This window comes from Pseudomonas sp. RC2C2, from assembly GCF_018390435.1.
GTDB lineage: Bacteria > Pseudomonadota > Gammaproteobacteria > Pseudomonadales > Pseudomonadaceae > Aquipseudomonas > Aquipseudomonas donghuensis.
Genome location: NZ_JAHBAX010000001.1, coordinates 3505715 through 3522743 on the forward strand (window position 1 = coordinate 3505715; position 17029 = coordinate 3522743).

Annotated in this window: 16 protein-coding genes; 15 read left to right on the top strand and 1 reads right to left on the bottom strand. The window is 63.7% G+C overall.

The genetic code is table 11. The features are described 5' to 3' along the window. The first annotated feature begins 15 nt into the window (after positions 1 to 15). The 15 genes from KHO53_RS16150 to KHO53_RS16220 all read left to right on the top strand — a co-directional run bounded on the left by KHO53_RS16150 (position 16) and on the right by KHO53_RS16220 (position 16044). Positions 16 to 735 carry a tellurite resistance TerB family protein gene (locus KHO53_RS16150; RefSeq protein WP_010224917.1) on the top strand — a complete coding sequence of 240 codons (720 nt, stop codon included), beginning with the start codon at positions 16 to 18 and terminating at the stop codon, positions 733 to 735. A 130-nt stretch (positions 736 to 865) separates the two neighbouring features. Further along, positions 866 to 2488 carry a methyl-accepting chemotaxis protein gene (locus KHO53_RS16155; RefSeq protein WP_213570513.1) on the top strand — a complete coding sequence of 541 codons (1623 nt, stop codon included), beginning with the start codon at positions 866 to 868 and terminating at the stop codon, positions 2486 to 2488. A 7-nt stretch (positions 2489 to 2495) separates the two neighbouring features. Beyond that, positions 2496 to 3026, top strand: a complete 531-nt coding sequence (locus tag KHO53_RS16160; protein WP_036994049.1) for a chemotaxis protein CheW — start codon at positions 2496 to 2498, stop codon at positions 3024 to 3026. Beyond that, positions 3023 to 4291, top strand: coding sequence for a CheR family methyltransferase (locus KHO53_RS16165; RefSeq protein WP_010224914.1), 1269 nt, complete (start codon positions 3023 to 3025; stop codon positions 4289 to 4291). The genes KHO53_RS16160 and KHO53_RS16165 overlap by 4 nt, the downstream gene beginning before the upstream one ends. Next, entirely contained in the window at positions 4288 to 4953 is a 666-nt protein-coding gene (locus KHO53_RS16170) for a chemotaxis protein CheW (protein WP_010224913.1), read from the top strand. Before KHO53_RS16165 ends, KHO53_RS16170 begins: the two co-directional genes overlap by 4 nt. After that, positions 4950 to 7229, top strand: coding sequence for a hybrid sensor histidine kinase/response regulator (locus KHO53_RS16175; RefSeq protein WP_036994051.1), 2280 nt, complete (start codon positions 4950 to 4952; stop codon positions 7227 to 7229). The genes KHO53_RS16170 and KHO53_RS16175 overlap by 4 nt, the downstream gene beginning before the upstream one ends. Beyond that, positions 7226 to 8239: a chemotaxis response regulator protein-glutamate methylesterase gene (locus tag KHO53_RS16180; protein WP_010224911.1), complete on the top strand. Its 1014-nt coding sequence runs from the start codon at positions 7226 to 7228 to the stop codon at positions 8237 to 8239. The genes KHO53_RS16175 and KHO53_RS16180 overlap by 4 nt, the downstream gene beginning before the upstream one ends. Before the next feature lie 51 nt (positions 8240 to 8290). After that, positions 8291 to 9295: a response regulator gene (locus tag KHO53_RS16185; RefSeq protein ID WP_010224910.1), complete on the top strand. Its 1005-nt coding sequence runs from the start codon at positions 8291 to 8293 to the stop codon at positions 9293 to 9295. 153 nt (positions 9296 to 9448) lie between these two features. Beyond that, positions 9449 to 10544, top strand: a protein-coding gene (gene prfB, locus KHO53_RS16190) for a peptide chain release factor 2 (protein ID WP_100782011.1) whose coding sequence is annotated in 2 segments (ribosomal slippage) — positions 9449 to 9520 and positions 9522 to 10544 — 1095 coding nt in all. Because the reading frame shifts where the segments join, the coding sequence is not laid out codon by codon here. A gap of 98 nt (positions 10545 to 10642) precedes the next feature. Then, a complete protein-coding gene (gene lysS, locus KHO53_RS16195; RefSeq protein WP_010224906.1) occupies positions 10643 to 12145 on the top strand; it encodes a lysine--tRNA ligase in 1503 nt (500 codons plus the stop codon). Between the two features lie 100 nt (positions 12146 to 12245). Then, entirely contained in the window at positions 12246 to 12950 is a 705-nt protein-coding gene (locus KHO53_RS16200; protein ID WP_010224904.1) for a TetR/AcrR family transcriptional regulator, read from the top strand. A 28-nt stretch (positions 12951 to 12978) separates the two neighbouring features. Next, positions 12979 to 13524 (top strand): hypothetical protein, encoded by a 546-nt coding sequence (locus KHO53_RS16205; RefSeq protein ID WP_010224902.1) that lies wholly within the window; start codon positions 12979 to 12981, stop codon positions 13522 to 13524. A gap of 24 nt (positions 13525 to 13548) precedes the next feature. Next, positions 13549 to 14826, top strand: a complete 1278-nt coding sequence (locus KHO53_RS16210; protein ID WP_010224900.1) for a flavohemoglobin expression-modulating QEGLA motif protein — start codon at positions 13549 to 13551, stop codon at positions 14824 to 14826. Continuing rightward, a complete protein-coding gene (locus KHO53_RS16215; protein ID WP_026001410.1) occupies positions 14798 to 15721 on the top strand; it encodes an alpha/beta hydrolase in 924 nt (307 codons plus the stop codon). Before KHO53_RS16210 ends, KHO53_RS16215 begins: the two co-directional genes overlap by 29 nt. Next, positions 15718 to 16044: a PA3694 family proteiin gene (locus tag KHO53_RS16220; RefSeq protein WP_010224896.1), complete on the top strand. Its 327-nt coding sequence runs from the start codon at positions 15718 to 15720 to the stop codon at positions 16042 to 16044. Before KHO53_RS16215 ends, KHO53_RS16220 begins: the two co-directional genes overlap by 4 nt. Before the next feature lie 177 nt (positions 16045 to 16221). Here the strand turns inward: KHO53_RS16220 and lptF are convergent, their stop codons facing one another. Further along, the gene (gene lptF, locus KHO53_RS16225) at positions 16222 to 17010 is read right to left on the bottom strand and encodes a lipotoxin F family OmpA-related lipoprotein LptF (RefSeq protein WP_010224894.1); all 789 of its coding nucleotides are present in this window, start codon (positions 17008 to 17010) and stop codon (positions 16222 to 16224) included. Positions 17011 to 17029: the final 19 nt, after the last annotated feature.

Below are 17029 nucleotides of genomic sequence, written 5' to 3' on the forward strand. Positions count from 1 at the left end.
CCTTGGAGATGCCCGATGAACACCCGAGGCTTGCTCGATCAACTGCTCAAATCCGGCCAGGACCTGCTGCAGAACCAGGCCGGCAAAGGTTCCGCCGACAAAGCCGGCGGTATTGGCGACCTGCTCGGCGGCAAGGGCGGCGGTGGCCTGGGCAGCCTGCTTTCCGGTGCCGGTGGTGGTGCCCTGGCAGCCGGGGCGATGGGCTTGCTGCTGGGCAGCAAAAAGGCTCGCAAATACGGCGGCAAGGCCCTGACCTATGGTGGCCTGGCGGCCCTAGGGGTGATCGCCTACAAGGCCTACGGCAACTGGCAGGCCAAGCAGGGGGCCGCCGTGCAGGGCGAGCCGCAGACCCTCGACCGCCTGCCGCCGGCCCAGGTCGAGCAGCACAGCCAGGCGATCCTCAAGGCCCTGGTGGCCGCGGCCAAGTCCGACGGCCACGTCGATGAGCGCGAACGGGCGCTGATCGAGGGCGAGTTCGTCAAGCTGTCCAGCGACCAGGCGCTGCAGCACTGGCTGCACGCCGAGCTGAACAAACCCCTGGACCCGGCTGACGTTGCCCGCGCTGCCAGCACCCCGGAAATGGCCGCCGAGATGTACATCGCCAGTGTCATGCTGGTGGACGAGGAACATTTCATGGAACGCGCCTACCTGGACGAACTGGCGCGCCAGCTCAAGCTTGATCCAGCGCTCAAGAGCGAGCTGGAAAGCCAGGTAAAACTTGCCGCCAGTCAATGAAATCGGGCTAAAGGCCAGTATCTAGCCCGTTTGGCCTGGTCCAGCGGTTAAGTCAGCCGCAAATGCGCGCAGCCGCTGGGCTATACTCTGCCCATTTTTCCTGCTCGCGTAGAACATTTGAGGGCTGACTGTGAAAAACTGGACCTTGCGCCAACGGATCCTGGCGAGTTTCGCCGTGATTATCGCCATCATGTCGCTGATGGTGGTCGCCGCCTATTCGCGACTGGTGGCAATTGAGGCCGGCGAGGAAGCGGTGCGAACCGACAGCATTCCCGGGGTCTACTACAGCTCCATGATCCGCAGCGCCTGGGTCGACAGCTACGTGTTGACCCAGCAATTGGTCGGCTTGAGCGATCATCGCGAGATCAGCTCGGCCGACATGGAGCTGTACAAGGGTTTTGAAGAGCGCCTCAAGCAGCACATGGCCAGCTACCGGTCGACCATCCGCGACAAGGACGATCTGGCCACCCTCGACCAATTCACCCAGCTTGAGACGGATTACCTCAAAGCGGTGGACATCGTGCTGGATGCCTACCGCAAGAAGGATTACCCCCAAGCCCAGCGCCTGCTCGCCGAGGTCCTCACGCCTGCCTGGATCAACGGACGCAAGCACTTGAACGGGGTGATCGAGCGCAATCGTCATGCCGCCGAAAATGCGACCGAGTCGATCGTCAGCGCCGTGTCCACGGCCAAGTTCAGCATGGTCATCTCGCTGCTGTTGGCCATTTTTGCCGCGACCACCTGCGGGCTGGTGCTGATGCGCGCCATCACCGCGCCAATGCAGCGGATTGTCCATGCCCTGGACAAGCTCAGCGGCGGCGACCTCAGCGTGCGCCTGAACCTGGACCGCAAGGACGAGTACGGCGCCGTCGAAACCGGCTTCAACGAGATGATGGGCGAGCTGACCAACCTGGTGTCCCAGGCGCAGCGCTCGTCGGTGCAGGTCACCACCTCGGTGACCGAAATCGCCGCCACCTCCAAGCAGCAGCAGGCGACCGCCACCGAGACCGCTGCCACCACCACTGAAATTGGCGCAACTTCCCGGGAAATCGCGGCGACTTCCCGCGATCTGGTGCGGACCATGACCGAAGTTACCTCGGCTGCCGACCAGGCTTCGATCCTCGCCGGTTCCGGCCAGCAGGGCCTGGCGCGCATGGAAGAGACCATGCACCAGGTGATGGGCGCGGCGGACCTGGTCAACAACAAGCTGGCGATCCTCAACGAGAAGGCCGGCAACATCAATCAGGTGGTGGTAACCATCGTCAAGGTCGCCGACCAGACCAACCTGCTGTCGCTCAATGCCGCCATCGAGGCGGAAAAAGCCGGTGAGTACGGGCGCGGCTTTGCCGTGGTCGCCACCGAGGTGCGGCGCCTGGCTGACCAGACTGCCGTGGCCACCTATGACATCGAGCAGATGGTTCGCGAGATCCAGTCGGCGGTATCGGCCGGGGTCATGGGCATGGACAAGTTCTCCGAGGAAGTGCGCCGTGGCATGTTCGAAGTGCAGCAGGTCGGCGAGCAACTGACCCAGATCATTCATCAGGTCCAGGCCCTGGCGCCGCGGGTGCTGATGGTCAACGAAGGCATGCAGGCCCAGGCCACCGGCGCCGAGCAGATCAACCATGCCCTGGCGCAGTTGGGCGATGCCAGCAGCCAGACCGTCGAGTCGCTGCGCCAGGCCAGCTTTGCCATCGACGAACTGAGCCAGGTGGCCACCGGCCTGCGTGGCGGCGTGTCGCGGTTCAAAGTCTGACCTGCCGATGAACGACCTTCAGCCCCGCCGCAACCAGGACGCGGCCTCCCACGGCACTCTGTACCTGGTATTCCGTATCGGCGAGCAGCGCTTTGCCCTGGACGCCCATGAAGTCGCCGAGGTGCTGCCGCGCCTGCCGCTCAAGCCCATTGCGCAAACCCCGCCATGGGTTGCCGGGGTGCTGGCCCATCGCGGCGCGCTGGTGCCGGTGATCGATGTCGGCGCCTTGAGTTTTGGCTTGCCGGCGCCGGTGCGCACCAGCACGCGCCTGGTGCTGGTGCACTACCGCGCCGACCCGTTGCGCCCGGCGTTGTTACTGGGGCTGATCCTTGAACAGGCCACCGATACCCTGCGTTGCGACCCTGCCGAGTTTCAGCCTTATGGCCTGGACAATCGGCAGGCACCGTACCTGGGCCCGGTGCGTGAGGATGCCCATGGTTTGCTGCAGCGTATCGGTGTGCAGGACCTGCTCGGCATCGAAGTACGCGAGCTGCTGTACCCGCCCGACGTTACGGCAGGTGGCGAGGGGCAAGCATGAGTGGCGAGCAGCGCTTTTTTCGCTTTTTGCAGGATCGCATCGGCCTGGACGTTGCCTCGGTCGGCGCGCCGATGGTCGAGCGCGCCTTGCGCCAGCGATGTGCGATCCTGGAGGCCCGGGACCTGGATGACTACTGGTTGCGCCTGCAGCAGTCGAATCAGGAGCAGCAGGCACTGATCGAGGCGGTGATCGTCCCGGAAACCTGGTTCTTCCGCTACCCGGAGTCCTTCAATGCCCTGGTGACCCTGGCGCGCAAACGCCTGGCCGAGCTTGGCGGCCTGCGCCCGCTGCGCATCCTCAGCCTGCCGTGCTCCACCGGAGAAGAGCCGTATTCGATTGCTATGGCCTTGCTCGACGGCGGCTTTGCCGCCCACAGCTTTCGCGTCGATGCGATGGACATCAGCCCCAACTCCATTGGCCGGGCCGAACAGGCGCTTTATGGGCGCAACTCGTTTCGCGGTGTGCACCTGGACTTTCGTGAGCGGCATTTCAGCGAGAGCGCCGAGGGCCATAGCCTCGATGATCGGGTTCGCCAGCAGGTCAACTTGCAGGTGGGCAACGTGCTCGATCCGGCATTGAATTCCCGCGAAGGCAGCTACGATTTCGTCTTTTGCCGCAACTTGTTGATCTACTTCGACGTACCCACCCAGCAACGGGTGTTCAAGGTGCTCAAAAACCTGATTCACGAACAGGGCGTGCTGTTTATCGGCCCGGCCGAGGGCAGCCTGCTGGCGCGCATGGGCATGCGCCCGGTGGGTATCGCCCAGTCTTTTGCCTATGTGCGCCAAACCGAGATGGAGCCTGCGCCGCCGAGCAAACCGTTGGCCATTCCAGTGCCCTTGACGGTGCCGCTGACGGTGGCCAGCGTGCCGCGCCCGGCGCCTGCCCTGGTGCGCAGGATCAAGCCTTTTGCCCCACCGCCTGCCAGGCCCGCCGCACAAGAGTCGGCGAGCGAATTGCTGGCGCAGATTGCGCAACTGGCCAATGCCGGTAGCAGCGCCCAGGCCCAGGCTGCCTGCGCACGTTATTTGCAGCAGTACCCGCCCAATGCCCAGGTGTTCTACTGGCTGGGCTTGCTCAGTGACACCGCCGGCGACAGCAGCGATGCGTTGAGCCATTACCGCAAGGCGTTGTACCTCGACCCCCAGCATCCGGAGGCACTGGTGCACCTGGCCGCGTTGCTGGCTTCTCAAGGTGATGTCGCAGGCGCCCGGCGCCTGCAGGAACGGGCCGCACGGCGCGCCGACCGGGAGTCTGAACAATGATGGGTGACAACGACGTGCAACTGGTCGCCAGTGACGCCGCCAGCATCGACGACTGCTGGAACCGTATCGGGGTCCATGGCGACAAGCGCTGCCCGCTGCTCGAGGCGCATATCCATTGCCGAAACTGCGAGGTGTATGCGGCCGCAGCCACGCGCCTGCTGGACCGTTACTCGCTGTCCCAGCAAGCCCACGAGCAAAGCGCGGCCCTCGAGCAAGCCAGCAGTGGCCGCTCGTTGTTGCTGTTTCGCCTGGGCGAGGAGTGGCTGGCGCTGGCCACCCGTTGCCTGGTCGAAGTCGCACCGTTGCAGCAGGTGCATTCCCTGCCGCACCAGCGCTCGCGGGTGCTGCATGGGGTGGCCAATGTACGTGGTGCGTTGGTGCCGTGCCTGTCGCTGAGCGATCTGCTCGGCCTTGAACCCCAGGCCGCGGCGGCGACCTCGGCGCGGGTCATGCCGCGCATGCTGATCATTGCCGCTGCGGGTGGTTCGGTGGTGGTCCAGGTCGATGAAGTGGATGGTATCCATGGCCTGGACCCCGACCGCCTGGCTGTGGAGCAGGGTGAAACACGTTTTACCGCAGCGGTGCTGCAATGGCGCGGGCGCAGTGTCCGCGTGCTGGATGAAGAACAAGTGCTGTCTGCCGTGAACCGGAGCCTGTCATGACCCCAGAGCAAATGCGCGATGCCTCGTTGCTCGAGCTGTTCAGCCTGGAGGCCGAAGCCCAGACCCAGGTGCTCAGCGTCGGGTTGCTGGCGCTGGAGCGCAACCCGACCCAGGCCGATCAGCTTGAAGCCTGCATGCGCGCGGCCCACTCGCTCAAGGGGGCGGCGCGGATTGTTGGCGTCGACGCCGGGGTGAGCGTCGCCCATGTGATGGAAGACTGCCTGGTCGGCGCCCAGGAAGGCCGCGTGCTGCTGCGCCCGGAACATATCGATGCCTTGCTGCAAGGTACTGACCTGTTGATGCGTATCGCCACCCCCGGTGACGTCAGCATCGATGCCGCGGTGCAAGCCTTTCTGGTGCAGATGGCCGCGTTGCTCGACCCGGGCGCGGCACCGCCGCCGGCTATGGCGCCGCCAGCCGTTGCCTTGCCCGAACCCGAACCCCTGCTGGTCGAGCCGGCCATGCTGGAACCCGAGCCGGAGGTCGAAGCAGCGCCTGTGCGCAGCGGCAAGCGCACGAGTGAGGGCGGCGAGCGGGTCTTGCGCGTCACTGCCGAGCGCCTGAACAGTCTGCTCGACCTGTCGAGCAAATCGCTGGTCGAAACCCAGCGTTTGAAACCCTATCTGGCCACCCTGCAGCGCCTCAAGCGCATGCACGGGCAAAGCATCCGCGCCCTGGACGGCCTCAAGCAGCAACTGGAAAGCAGCGGCCAGAGCCCGGAAGTCCAGGATGCCCTGGCCCAGGCTCAACGTTTGCTCGGGGAAACCCAGCAGATTCTGTTGCAGCAGGCCTCAGACCTCGACGAGTTCGGCTGGCAAGCCAGCCAACGCGCGCAACTGCTGTATGACACCGCGCTGGCCTGTCGCATGCGCCCGTTTGCCGATGTGCTGACCGGGCAAAGCCGCATGGTCCGTGACCTTGGCCGCTCGCTGGGCAAGCAGGTGCGCCTGGAAATCGAAGGCGAGAAGACCCAGGTCGACCGCGACGTACTGGAAAAACTCGAAGCGCCCTTGACCCATCTGCTGCGCAATGCCGTCGATCACGGCATCGAGTCGCCCGAACGGCGCCTGGTGGCCGGCAAGCCGCTGGAAGGGCTGATCCGCCTGCGCGCTTCGCACCAGGCCGGGCTGCTGGTGCTGGAGATCAGCGACGATGGTGGCGGCGTCGATCTGGCGCATTTGCGCCAGAGCATCGTTGAACGCCAGTTGTCGCCTGCCGAGACCGTGGCGCAGATGAGCGAGGCCGAGCTGCTGACCTTCCTGTTCCTGCCAGGTTTCAGCCTGCGTGACCGGGTGACTGAAGTCTCCGGGCGCGGTGTCGGCCTGGATGCCGTGCAGCACATGGTTCGCCAGCTGCGCGGCTCGATCGAGCTGACCCAGGCCAGCGGCCAGGGCAGTTGCTTTCACCTTGAAGTACCGCTGACCCTGTCGGTGGTGCGCAGCCTGGTGGTGGAGGTCGGCGCCGAGGCCTATGCCTTCCCGCTGGCGCACATCGAACGCACGCTGGAGCTACCGGCCGAGGCCATCGTGCAGATCGAAGGCCGTCAGCATTTCTGGCATGAGGGCCGGCATATCGGCCTGGTTTCGGCCAGCCAGCTGCTCAATCGCCCGCCGAGCCAGGGCGAAGGGCAGAGCATCAAAGTGGTGGTGATTCGCGAGCGCGAGATGCTCTATGGCGTGGCGGTCGAACGCCTGATCGGCGAGCGGGTGCTGGTGGTGATGCCGCTGGATGCGCGCCTGGGCAAGGTCCAGGACATTTCCGCCGGGGCCTTGCTCGACGATGGCGCGGTGGTACTGATCATCGACGTCGAAGACCTGCTGCGCTCGGTGGAAAAGCTCCTCAGCACCGGTCGCCTGGAACGTATCGAACGCGGCCAGCGCAGCGTGCGCGAGGCGGCGCGCAAGCGCGTGCTGGTGGTCGACGATTCGCTGACCGTGCGCGAATTGCAGCGCAAGTTGCTCAGCAACAAAGGCTATGAAGTGGCCGTTGCAGTAGACGGCATGGACGGTTGGAACGCCTTGCGCAGCGAGGACTTCGACCTGCTGATCACCGACATCGACATGCCGCGCATGGACGGTATCGAACTGGTCACCTTGCTGCGCCGTGACAGCCGCCTGCAATCGCTGCCGGTGATGGTGGTTTCGTACAAGGACCGCGAAGAAGATCGTCGCCGTGGACTGGACGCCGGGGCCGACTACTATTTGGCAAAGGCCAGTTTTCACGATGATGCCTTGCTCGACGCCGTCGTCGAGTTGATCGGGGGAGCGCAGGGATGAAAATCGCCATCGTCAACGACATGCCCATGGCCGTGGAGGCCTTGCGCCGGGCGTTGGCCTTCGAACCGGCCCATGAGGTGATCTGGGTCGCCAGCAATGGCGCCGAGGCGGTCAAGCTGTGTGCCGAGCAACTGCCGGACCTGATCCTCATGGACCTGATCATGCCGGTCATGGACGGTGTCGAGGCAACCCGGCGGATCATGGCTGAAACCCCTTGCGCCATCGTTATCGTTACCGTCGACCGCCAGCAGAATGTCCACCGGGTGTTCGAGGCCATGGGCCATGGCGCTCTCGACGTGGTCGACACCCCGGCCCTGGGGGCTGGCGACCCGCGCGAGGCCGCCGCGCCGCTGCTGCGCAAGATCCTCAACATCGGCTGGCTGATCGGCCAGCAGCGCAGCAGCCCGACCCGGGCCATGGCCGCGCCGGTCCGTGAGGCTGCCCAGCGCCAGGGCCTGGTTGCCATCGGCTCCTCGGCCGGTGGCCCGGCCGCCCTGGAAGTGCTGCTCAAAGCCTTGCCCAAGAGCTTTCCCGCAGCGATCGTGCTGGTTCAGCACGTTGATCAGGTGTTCGCCGCCGGCATGGCCGAGTGGCTCAGCAGTGCGTCGGGCCTGGCGGTGCGCCTGGCCAGCGAAGGCGAGCCGCCACAGCCGGGGCAGGTGTTGCTGGCCGGGACCAACCACCACATCCGCCTGCTCAAGAACGGCAACCTGGCCTATACCGCGGAGCCGGTGAACGAGATCTACCGGCCCTCCATCGATGTATTTTTCGAAAGCGTGGCCCGCTACTGGCGCGGCGACGCGGTCGGCGTGTTGCTCACCGGCATGGGCCGCGATGGCGCCCAGGGCTTGAAGCTGATGCGCCAACAGGGCTTTTTGACCATTGCCCAGGATCAGCACAGCAGCGCGGTATACGGCATGCCCAAGGCAGCCGCCGCGATAGACGCCGCCGTGGAGATTCGCCCGCTGGAGCGAATCGCCTCGCGATTGATGGAAGTTTTTCCAAAATGACGATATGTATTGAGCCATGCCGGCTGGCCGGCAGTGACCAGGTGACAGCGCATGAATGATTTACCGCTCGACGGTTTTCCGACCATGAATGAAAATTCGGCGATGGTCCTCTTGGTCGACGATCAGGCAATGATCGGCGAAGCGGTGCGGCGTGGCCTGGCTCACGAAGAGAACATCGACTTCCACTTCTGCGCCGACCCGCACCAAGCGGTGGCCCAGGCGGTGCGGATCAAGCCCACGGTGATCCTCCAGGACCTGATCATGCCCGGCCTGGACGGCCTGACCCTGGTGCGCGAATACCGCAACAACCCGGCCACCCAGGACATCCCGATCATCGTCCTGTCGACCAAGGAAGACCCGCTGGTCAAGAGCGCGGCCTTTGCCGCCGGGGCCAACGACTACCTGGTGAAGCTGCCGGACAACATCGAACTGGTGGCGCGCATCCGCTACCACTCGCGCTCCTACCTGACCCTGCTGCAACGCGACGAGGCCTACCGGGCCCTGCGCGTCAGCCAGCAGCAGTTGCTTGACACCAACCTGGTGCTGCAACGGCTGATGAACTCCGATGGCCTCACGGGGCTTTCCAACCGCCGCCATTTCGACGAGTACCTGGAGCTGGAGTGGCGCCGGGCCATGCGTGAACAGGCGCAGCTGTCGTTGCTGATGGTCGATGTCGATTACTTCAAGTTGTTCAACGACACCTTCGGCCACCTGGCCGGGGATGAAGCACTGCGCAAGGTGGCTGAAGCCATTCGCGCCTCCTGCGCGCGCCCCAGCGACCTTCCGGCCCGTTACGGCGGCGAGGAATTCGCCCTGGTGCTGCCCAACACCTCGCCGGGCGGGGCACGCCTGGTCGCGGAGAAACTGCGCCAGACCGTAGAGGCCATGAACATCGCCCATACCATGCCCAACCCCGATTCGGTCCTGACCGTGAGCATCGGCCTGGCGACCCTGACCCCAGGCATCGGCAGCCATTGCCGGCAGTTGATCTCGGCGGCGGACAAGGGCCTGTACCTGGCCAAGAACAATGGGCGCAACCAGGTTGGGGTGGATTGACAGCAGCCACAAGCGGCAAGCTTCAAGCGGCAAGAAAAACCGCAGCGCCCGGCATTTCTCCGGCCTCTTGTCGCTTGTAGCTTGCCGCTTGAAGCTGTAACTCAGCTATACTCTCCGGCTTTTCTACAGAATACGCACGAGAGCTGCCCGCCCATGGAAATCCAACCGATCCTGAACACCATCAAGGACCTGACCGAGCGCTCCGAGTCCATTCGGGGGTATCTTTGACTACGATCACAAGCATGACCGCCTGATCGAAGTTAACCGCGAGCTCGAAGACCCGAACGTCTGGAACAAGCCCGAGTACGCCCAGGAACTGGGCCGCGAACGCGCCATGCTGGCGCAGATCGTCGAGACCCTGGATGAACTGTCCGGTGGCCTGGTCGACTCCCGCGAGCTGCTCGACATGGCCGTCGAAGAGAACGACGAAGCCGCCGTCAACGACGTCGTCGAAGTGCTCCAGGGCCTGGAAGAATCCCTGGCCAAGCTCGAATTCCGACGCATGTTCAGCGGCGAGATGGACATGAACAACGCCTACCTGGACATCCAGGCCGGTTCCGGCGGTACCGAAGCCCAGGACTGGGCCAACATCCTGCTGCGCATGTACCTGCGCTGGGCCGCCAAGCGTGGCTTCGACGCCACCATCATGGAGCTGTCCGAGGGTGAAGTCGCCGGCATCAAGGGCGCCACCGTGCACATCAAGGGCGAGTACGCCTTTGGCTGGCTGCGTACCGAGATCGGTGTGCACCGCCTGGTGCGCAAGAGCCCGTTCGACTCCGGCGCCCGTCGCCACACCTCGTTCTCGGCGGTGTTCGTGTCGCCAGAGATCGACGACAAGGTCGAGATCGAGATCAACCCGGCAGACCTGCGCATCGACACCTACCGCTCCTCGGGCGCTGGTGGTCAGCACGTAAACACCACCGACTCGGCCGTGCGTATCACCCACGTACCGACCAACACCGTGGTCAGCTGCCAGAACGAACGTTCCCAGCACGCCAACAAGGACACCGCCATGAAAATGCTGCGGGCCAAGTTGTACGAGCAGGAAATGCAGAAGCGCAACGCCGCTTCCCAGGCCCTGGAAGACAGCAAGTCGGACATCGGCTGGGGTCACCAGATCCGTTCGTACGTGCTCGACGCCTCGCGGATCAAGGACCTGCGCACCAACATCGAGCGCAGCGACTGCGACAAGGTGCTCGATGGCGATATCGACGAATACCTGGAAGCCAGCCTCAAGCAAGGGCTGTAACCGCGCGGCCCCGGCCCGCCCCCTGTCGGGGCGGGCTTGCCCCGCGATCCCTTGCCCAAGGCGAGGGACAATGAACCCGTGATGGAAAATGTGACGACATGAGCGACTTACAACTCGACCCGCAAGACCTGCAACAGGAAGAAAACAACCTGATCGCGCTGCGCAAGGAAAAACTTGCTGCCGAGCGCGCCAAGGGTAATGCCTTCCCCAACGACTTCCGCCGTGACAGCTACTGCAACGACCTGCAGAAACAGTATGTCGACAAGACCAAGGAAGAGCTGGAAGCTGCAGCGATTCCGGTCAAGGTTGCCGGGCGCATCATGCTCAACCGTGGCTCGTTCATGGTGATCCAGGACATGACCGGTCGTATCCAGGTCTATGTCAACCGCAAGACCCTGTCGGAAGAAACCCTGGCCGCAGTCAAAACCTGGGACCTGGGCGACATCATTGCCGCCGAAGGTACCCTGGCGCGTTCCGGCAAGGGCGACCTGTACGTCGAAATGACCAGCGTGCGCCTGCTGACCAAGTCGCTGCGCCCGCTGCCGGACAAGCACCACGGCCTGACCGACACCGAACAGCGCTACCGCCAGCGCTACGTCGACCTGATGGTCAACGAAGAGACCCGTCACACCTTCCGCGTCCGTTCGCAGGTCATTGCGCACATCCGCAATTTCCTGATGGCCCGCGACTTCCTCGAAGTCGAGACGCCGATGCTGCAAACCATCCCCGGTGGTGCCGCCGCCAAGCCGTTCGAAACCCACCACAACGCGCTGGACATGCAGATGTTCCTGCGTATCGCCCCGGAGCTGTACCTCAAGCGTCTGGTGGTGGGCGGTTTCGAGAAAGTCTTCGAAATCAACCGCAACTTCCGTAACGAAGGCGTATCGACCCGGCACAACCCCGAGTTCACCATGCTCGAGTTCTACCAGGCCCACGCCGACTACGAAGACAACATGGACCTGACCGAGGAGCTGTTCCGCGAGCTGGCCCAGCTGGTCCTGGGGACTACCGACGTGCCGTACGGCGACAAGGTGTTCCACTTCGGCGAGCCGTTCGTGCGCCTGTCGGTGTTCGATTCGATCCTCAAGTACAACCCTGAGATCAGCGCGGCCGACCTGCAGGACATCGACAAGGCCCGCGCAATCGCCAAGAACGCCGGTGCCAAGGTCCTCGGCTTCGAAGGCCTGGGCAAGCTGCAGGTGATGATTTTCGAAGAGCTGGTCGAGCACAAGCTGGAGCAGCCGCACTTCATTACCCAGTACCCGTTCGAAGTCTCGCCGCTGGCCCGCCGCAACGACGAGAACCCGAACGTCACCGACCGCTTCGAGCTGTTCATCGGTGGCCGCGAAATCGCCAACGCCTACTCCGAGCTCAACGATGCCGAAGACCAGGCCGAGCGCTTCATGGCCCAGGTGGCCGAGAAGGACGCCGGTGACGACGAAGCCATGCACTACGATGCCGACTTCGTCCGTGCCCTGGAATACGGCATGCCGCCAACCGCCGGTGAAGGCATCGGCATCGACCGTCTGGTGATGCTGCTGACCAACTCGCCATCGATTCGCGACGTCATCCTGTTCCCGCACATGCGCCCTCAGGCCTGAGCGAACTGAACAAGCCGCCTTCCGGGGCGGCTTTTTCATGCCTGCAATAAATTCTTCGATCGGATCCAACGTTTGGGGTAGACCAGCAGTGACTCCCGCAATGACTCAACAAGGCGCCGCCGGCGTGGCTACAGCGGTGGCCGAAAGCGTGCAGTACCAGGGCCGCAAGGCCAGCCGCGAAGGTAGCGAACTTCGCCGCCAGCAAATCCTTGATGCGGCCATGCGCATCGTCGTGCGTGATGGCGTGCGTGGCGTACGTCACCGTGCGGTGGCCGCCGAGGCCGGGGTGCCGCTGTCGGCGACCACCTATTACTTCAAGGACATCGAAGACCTGCTCACCGACACCTTCGCCCAATATGTCGAACGCAGCGCGGCCTACCTGGCCAAACTCTGGGAAAACACCGAGGTGGTGCTGCGCCAGTTGTTGTCCCAGGGCGATGGCAGCCCGCAGTCGCGGGCGCGCCTGGCCGACGAAGTGGCGAAGATGACCACCGACTACGTGCAGCGCCAGTTGCACAACCGCCGTGACTTTCTCATGGCCGAGCAGGCCTTCCGCCAGGAGGCGCTGTTGTGCCCGCGGCTGGCCGAACTGGTCAAGTCGCACGAGCAGATCCTCCTGCGCGGCGCCGTGCAGATGCTGCAAGTGGTAGGCTCGCATCAGCCGCAACAGGATGCCCTGGTGTTGACGGCGATTATCGAGCAGATGGAATATCAGGGCCTGCTCGACGGCGAACACGCCCAGGCTGAAGCGCCGATGCTCGCTATTCTTACCCGGTACCTGCATCTGGTATTGGCGTCGGTGTAAGGCGCGAACCTAATTCAAGGAGAGGTTGATGAAAGCCAGAACCCTGCTGTTGGCATTGTCGTTCTTGCTGCTTGGCGGTTGTCTGGTCACCTTCAACGAGCCGATCCCGGCCAATAAGCCCGCGCCCAAGGCCCTGTTGGGCACATGGACGAGCAAGGACGCCTGGGGTGAATCATTGACCCTGCAGATCAGCCGCAGCGGTGGCAACGCCTACAAGGCGGTGGCCATCGGCAAGGACAAGAAGCGCGACGAGTACGCCTTCACTGTGTCCCAGCACGGCAATCGCTGGTACCTCTCGGCCGGCGTGCCCAAACGCCTGGGCGGCAATTTCCTGATCGGCGGCTTCGAAGTGCTCGATAACAAGGAGCTGGTGGTCTACAACCTCGATGTCGAGCAGGTCAACCAAGCCGTACGCAAGAAAGAACTCAGTGGTCGCACCATCGAGGTGCCGGAAGACAACGGCGAAGGCATCCTGATCGACAGCCCGGCCGAGCGTGTCCTGGCCTATCTGGACGACCCGGCCAACTCCGACCTGTTCATCGAAGTGGCGCGCTTCACGCGGGCCGGCAAGTGATAGTTGCAACTCAAGGAGTGTAGGGTGGACGAGTACCAGCAGACGATACGCGCCCTGTCTGATCGCATTGTCCTGGCGCAAACGCCCATTCGCGTGCTCGATGCGGTGAAGTGGGATGACAGCATTCGCCAGGGTTTCCTCATGTCCAAAGGCAAGGAGCCGCCAGCGGTAGACCGCGCCTATTACCAGGGCCGGCCCTTGTCGTTCGATTCTGCGGCGGTCAAGCTCGAGTTCCAGAACATCGAGCGCGACATCACTCGCCAGCTCGGCCAGTTCAACCCGGTCGGGCAGATCATGCGGCGCATGTGCAAGGAATACCGCATGGTGGTGCGCATGCTCGAAGCGCGTGGCACCGAGGATTTCGGCCTGATCTCCCAAGAGCTGTATGGCGCCGCCTCCGACGCCTTCCATGCCGGTGACCCGACCCTGGCCGACTTGGGCCTGATGCTCTCGGATTACCTGAACAACATCGACGGCCGCGGCGACCTCAAGGACGAGCCGAAGAACCTCACCGCCAAGCAGGCCGTGGAGATGCTCCAGGGCCGCCTGAACAAAGTGTTCAATGAGGCTGAAGACACCATCCGCGTGTTCGAGTCCGACGGTATCGTCGCCGACGCCGCCGCCGGTGCCGACTACATCAAGATCCGCGCCGACGCCATGTTCAACAGCCGCGACGTACGGGCGCTGGAGGTGCATGAAGGCCTGGTGCACGTCGGCACTACCCTGAACGGCCTCAACCAGCCGATTTGCACCTTCCTGGCCAAGGGCCCGCCCTCATCGACCGTGACCCAGGAGGGCCTGGCGATCCTCATGGAGGTGATCGCCTTTGCCTCCTACCCCAGCCGCCTGCGCAAGCTGACCAACCGTACCCGGGCCATCCATATGGTCGAGGAGGGCGCGGATTTCATGCAGGTCTATGAGTTTTTCCGCGCCCAGGGCTTCGAGATGGCCGAAAGCTACGGCAACGCCAGCCGGGTATTCCGCGGGTCGGTGCCCAACGGCCTGCCGTTTACCAAGGACTTGTCCTACCTCAAGGGCTTTATCATGGTTTACAACTATATTCAGTTGGCCGTGCGCAAGGGCAAGCTCGAACAGATCCCCTTGTTGTTCTGCGGCAAGACCACCCTTGAAGACATGCGCACCTTGCGCCAACTGGTCGATGAAGGCCTGGTGGAACCGCCCAAGTACCTGCCGGAGCAGTTTCGCGACCTCAACGCGCTGTCGGCCTGGATGTGTTTCTCCAACTTCCTCAACCACCTGAGCCTGGACCGGATTGAAGCCGATTATTCGAACATTCTCTGATGCATGGCGCAGGCCCCTGGGCCTGCTGCTGGTGCTGCTGAGTCTGGGCGGCTGCAGTTCGCTGTTGTTCTTTCCCGAGCCTGGCCAGCCGTTCACCCCGGAAAAAGCCAGGCTGGAGTACCGCGACGTTACCCTGACCGCGGCCGACGGCACCCGCCTGCACGGCTGGTGGCTGCCGGCCAAGGCCGGTGTCGAGGTCAAGGGCACGGTGCTGCACCTGCATGGCAATGGCGGCAACCTGGCCTGGCACCTGGGTGGCAGCTGGTGGTTGCCGGAGCAGGGTTATCAGGTGCTGTTGCTCGACTACCGCGGTTACGGCCTGTCCGAGGGCAAACCGCAGTTGCCCGAGGTCTACCAGGACATCGCCGCAGCGCTGGACTGGCTGGACCAGGCGCCCGAGGTGCAGGGCAAACCACAGGTCCTGCTCGGTCAAAGCCTGGGCGGTTCAATGGCCATTCACTACCTGGCCGAGCATCCCCGGCAGGCCGAGCGCTTCAAGGCCATGGTCTTCGATGGCGTGCCGGCCAGCTATCGCCAGGTCGGGCGGTTTGCCCTGAGCAACTCCTGGATGACTTGGCCGCTACAGGTGCCGTTGTCGTGGCTGGTGCCCGATGGCGACAGTGCGATCCATTCGATTGCTCGGATCAAGGCGCCGCCCAAGTTGTTTTTCCACAGCATCGACGACCCCATCGTGCCGCTGGCCAACGGCATCCAGTTGTACCAGGCTGCGCCACCACCGAGGGTGTTGCAGCTGACCCGTGGCGGGCATGTGCAGACCTTTGCCGACAAGACCTGGCGCCAGGTCATGTTGCGCTTTCTGGACGACCCGAGCCATTTCAACGGGCTGCGGCGCCTGGCCGAAGTCCCCAATTACCCTGACGAGAAGTCGCAATGAGTGAAGAACGCAACGCCATCCCGCTGATCATTACCGGTGTCTGCAGCATCATCGGTACCGTCGCGGCCCTGTGGTACTACGGTTACCTGCATTTCGCCAAGCCTGAGGATGCCTTGCTGTTGTCCGATTTCACCATGCTCAAGACCATTCCGGGCGAGGACTACAAGATCTCCCTGCAGCCGGCCAACCAGGTGGCGCAATGCGTTGATGGTGTGCTGGTGTTGTTCGACACCGCACAGAAGGGCCTGACCGGCGTCCTGGTGAACAACAAGAAGCAGGCCGTGCGCTGCCTGGGGCAGGAGACCCCGCAAGAAGTCCAGTAAGCCCCGGGGCTGCTTTGCAGCCCAATCGCCGGCAAGGCCGGCTCCCACAGAAGGGGTAAATGCAGGCCCTCTGCGGGAGCGGCGGTGCGACGCCTCGACTTGACCCGCGATGAGGCCCGCAACACAAACAAGAATCCCGCCAGACTCGGCGGGATTTTTGTTACTGCGCAGCGAACATCAGTTCAGCTGGCTCACCGAGCGCGGTGCCACTGGCTGGTTGTCATTGGAAATGGTCACTTCCACCCGCCGGTTCTGGGCACGGCCCGAGTTGCTGGTGTTCTCGGCAACCGGATACTCCTTGCCGTACCCCTGGGCGACGATCCGCGCCGGATCCACCCCGGCACGTACCAGCGCCATGCGCACGGCGGCGGCGCGACGCTCGGACAGCGACTGGTTGTAGTTGGCGCTGCCTTTGCTGTCGGTATAGCCCTCCACTATTACCTTGCGGTCAGGGTTCTCCTGAAGGAACTGCGCCAGCTTGGTGATGTTCGGGTAGGCGCTGCTCTTGAGGTTGGCCTTGTCGAAGTCGAACAGCACGTCACCGAAGGTCACCAGGGTGCCGCGGTCGGTCTGTTTGGCGTTGAGGCTGTCCTGCAGCTTCTTGATCTGCGCATCGCGGGCATCAAGACGGGCCTGGGCACGCTGGGCGGCAGCGTTCTTCAGGTTGCCTTCGGCGGTACGCAGGGCAATGGTCTGCTTGGCCACTTCAACTCGCTGGTTGGTCAGGTAGGCGAGCTGGTCGACCTTGTTCTGGTCTTCCTTGTCCATGTAGGCCTGGTCGGCCTTGTTCAGCCAGTCCTGGGCGTCCTTGGTTTCAAGGGCCGCGACCTTGGCGGCCTGCGGGTTGCTCTGCAGGGCGGAGAAGTTGCTCCGGGCCGACTCCAGGTTGGCGTTCGGCTGCGTCGCGCAGGCGGCCAGGCCAACGCTCAGGGCCAGAAGGGCTGGGATCATCACGTGATTACGCATAATGGTTCATCCTTTGATC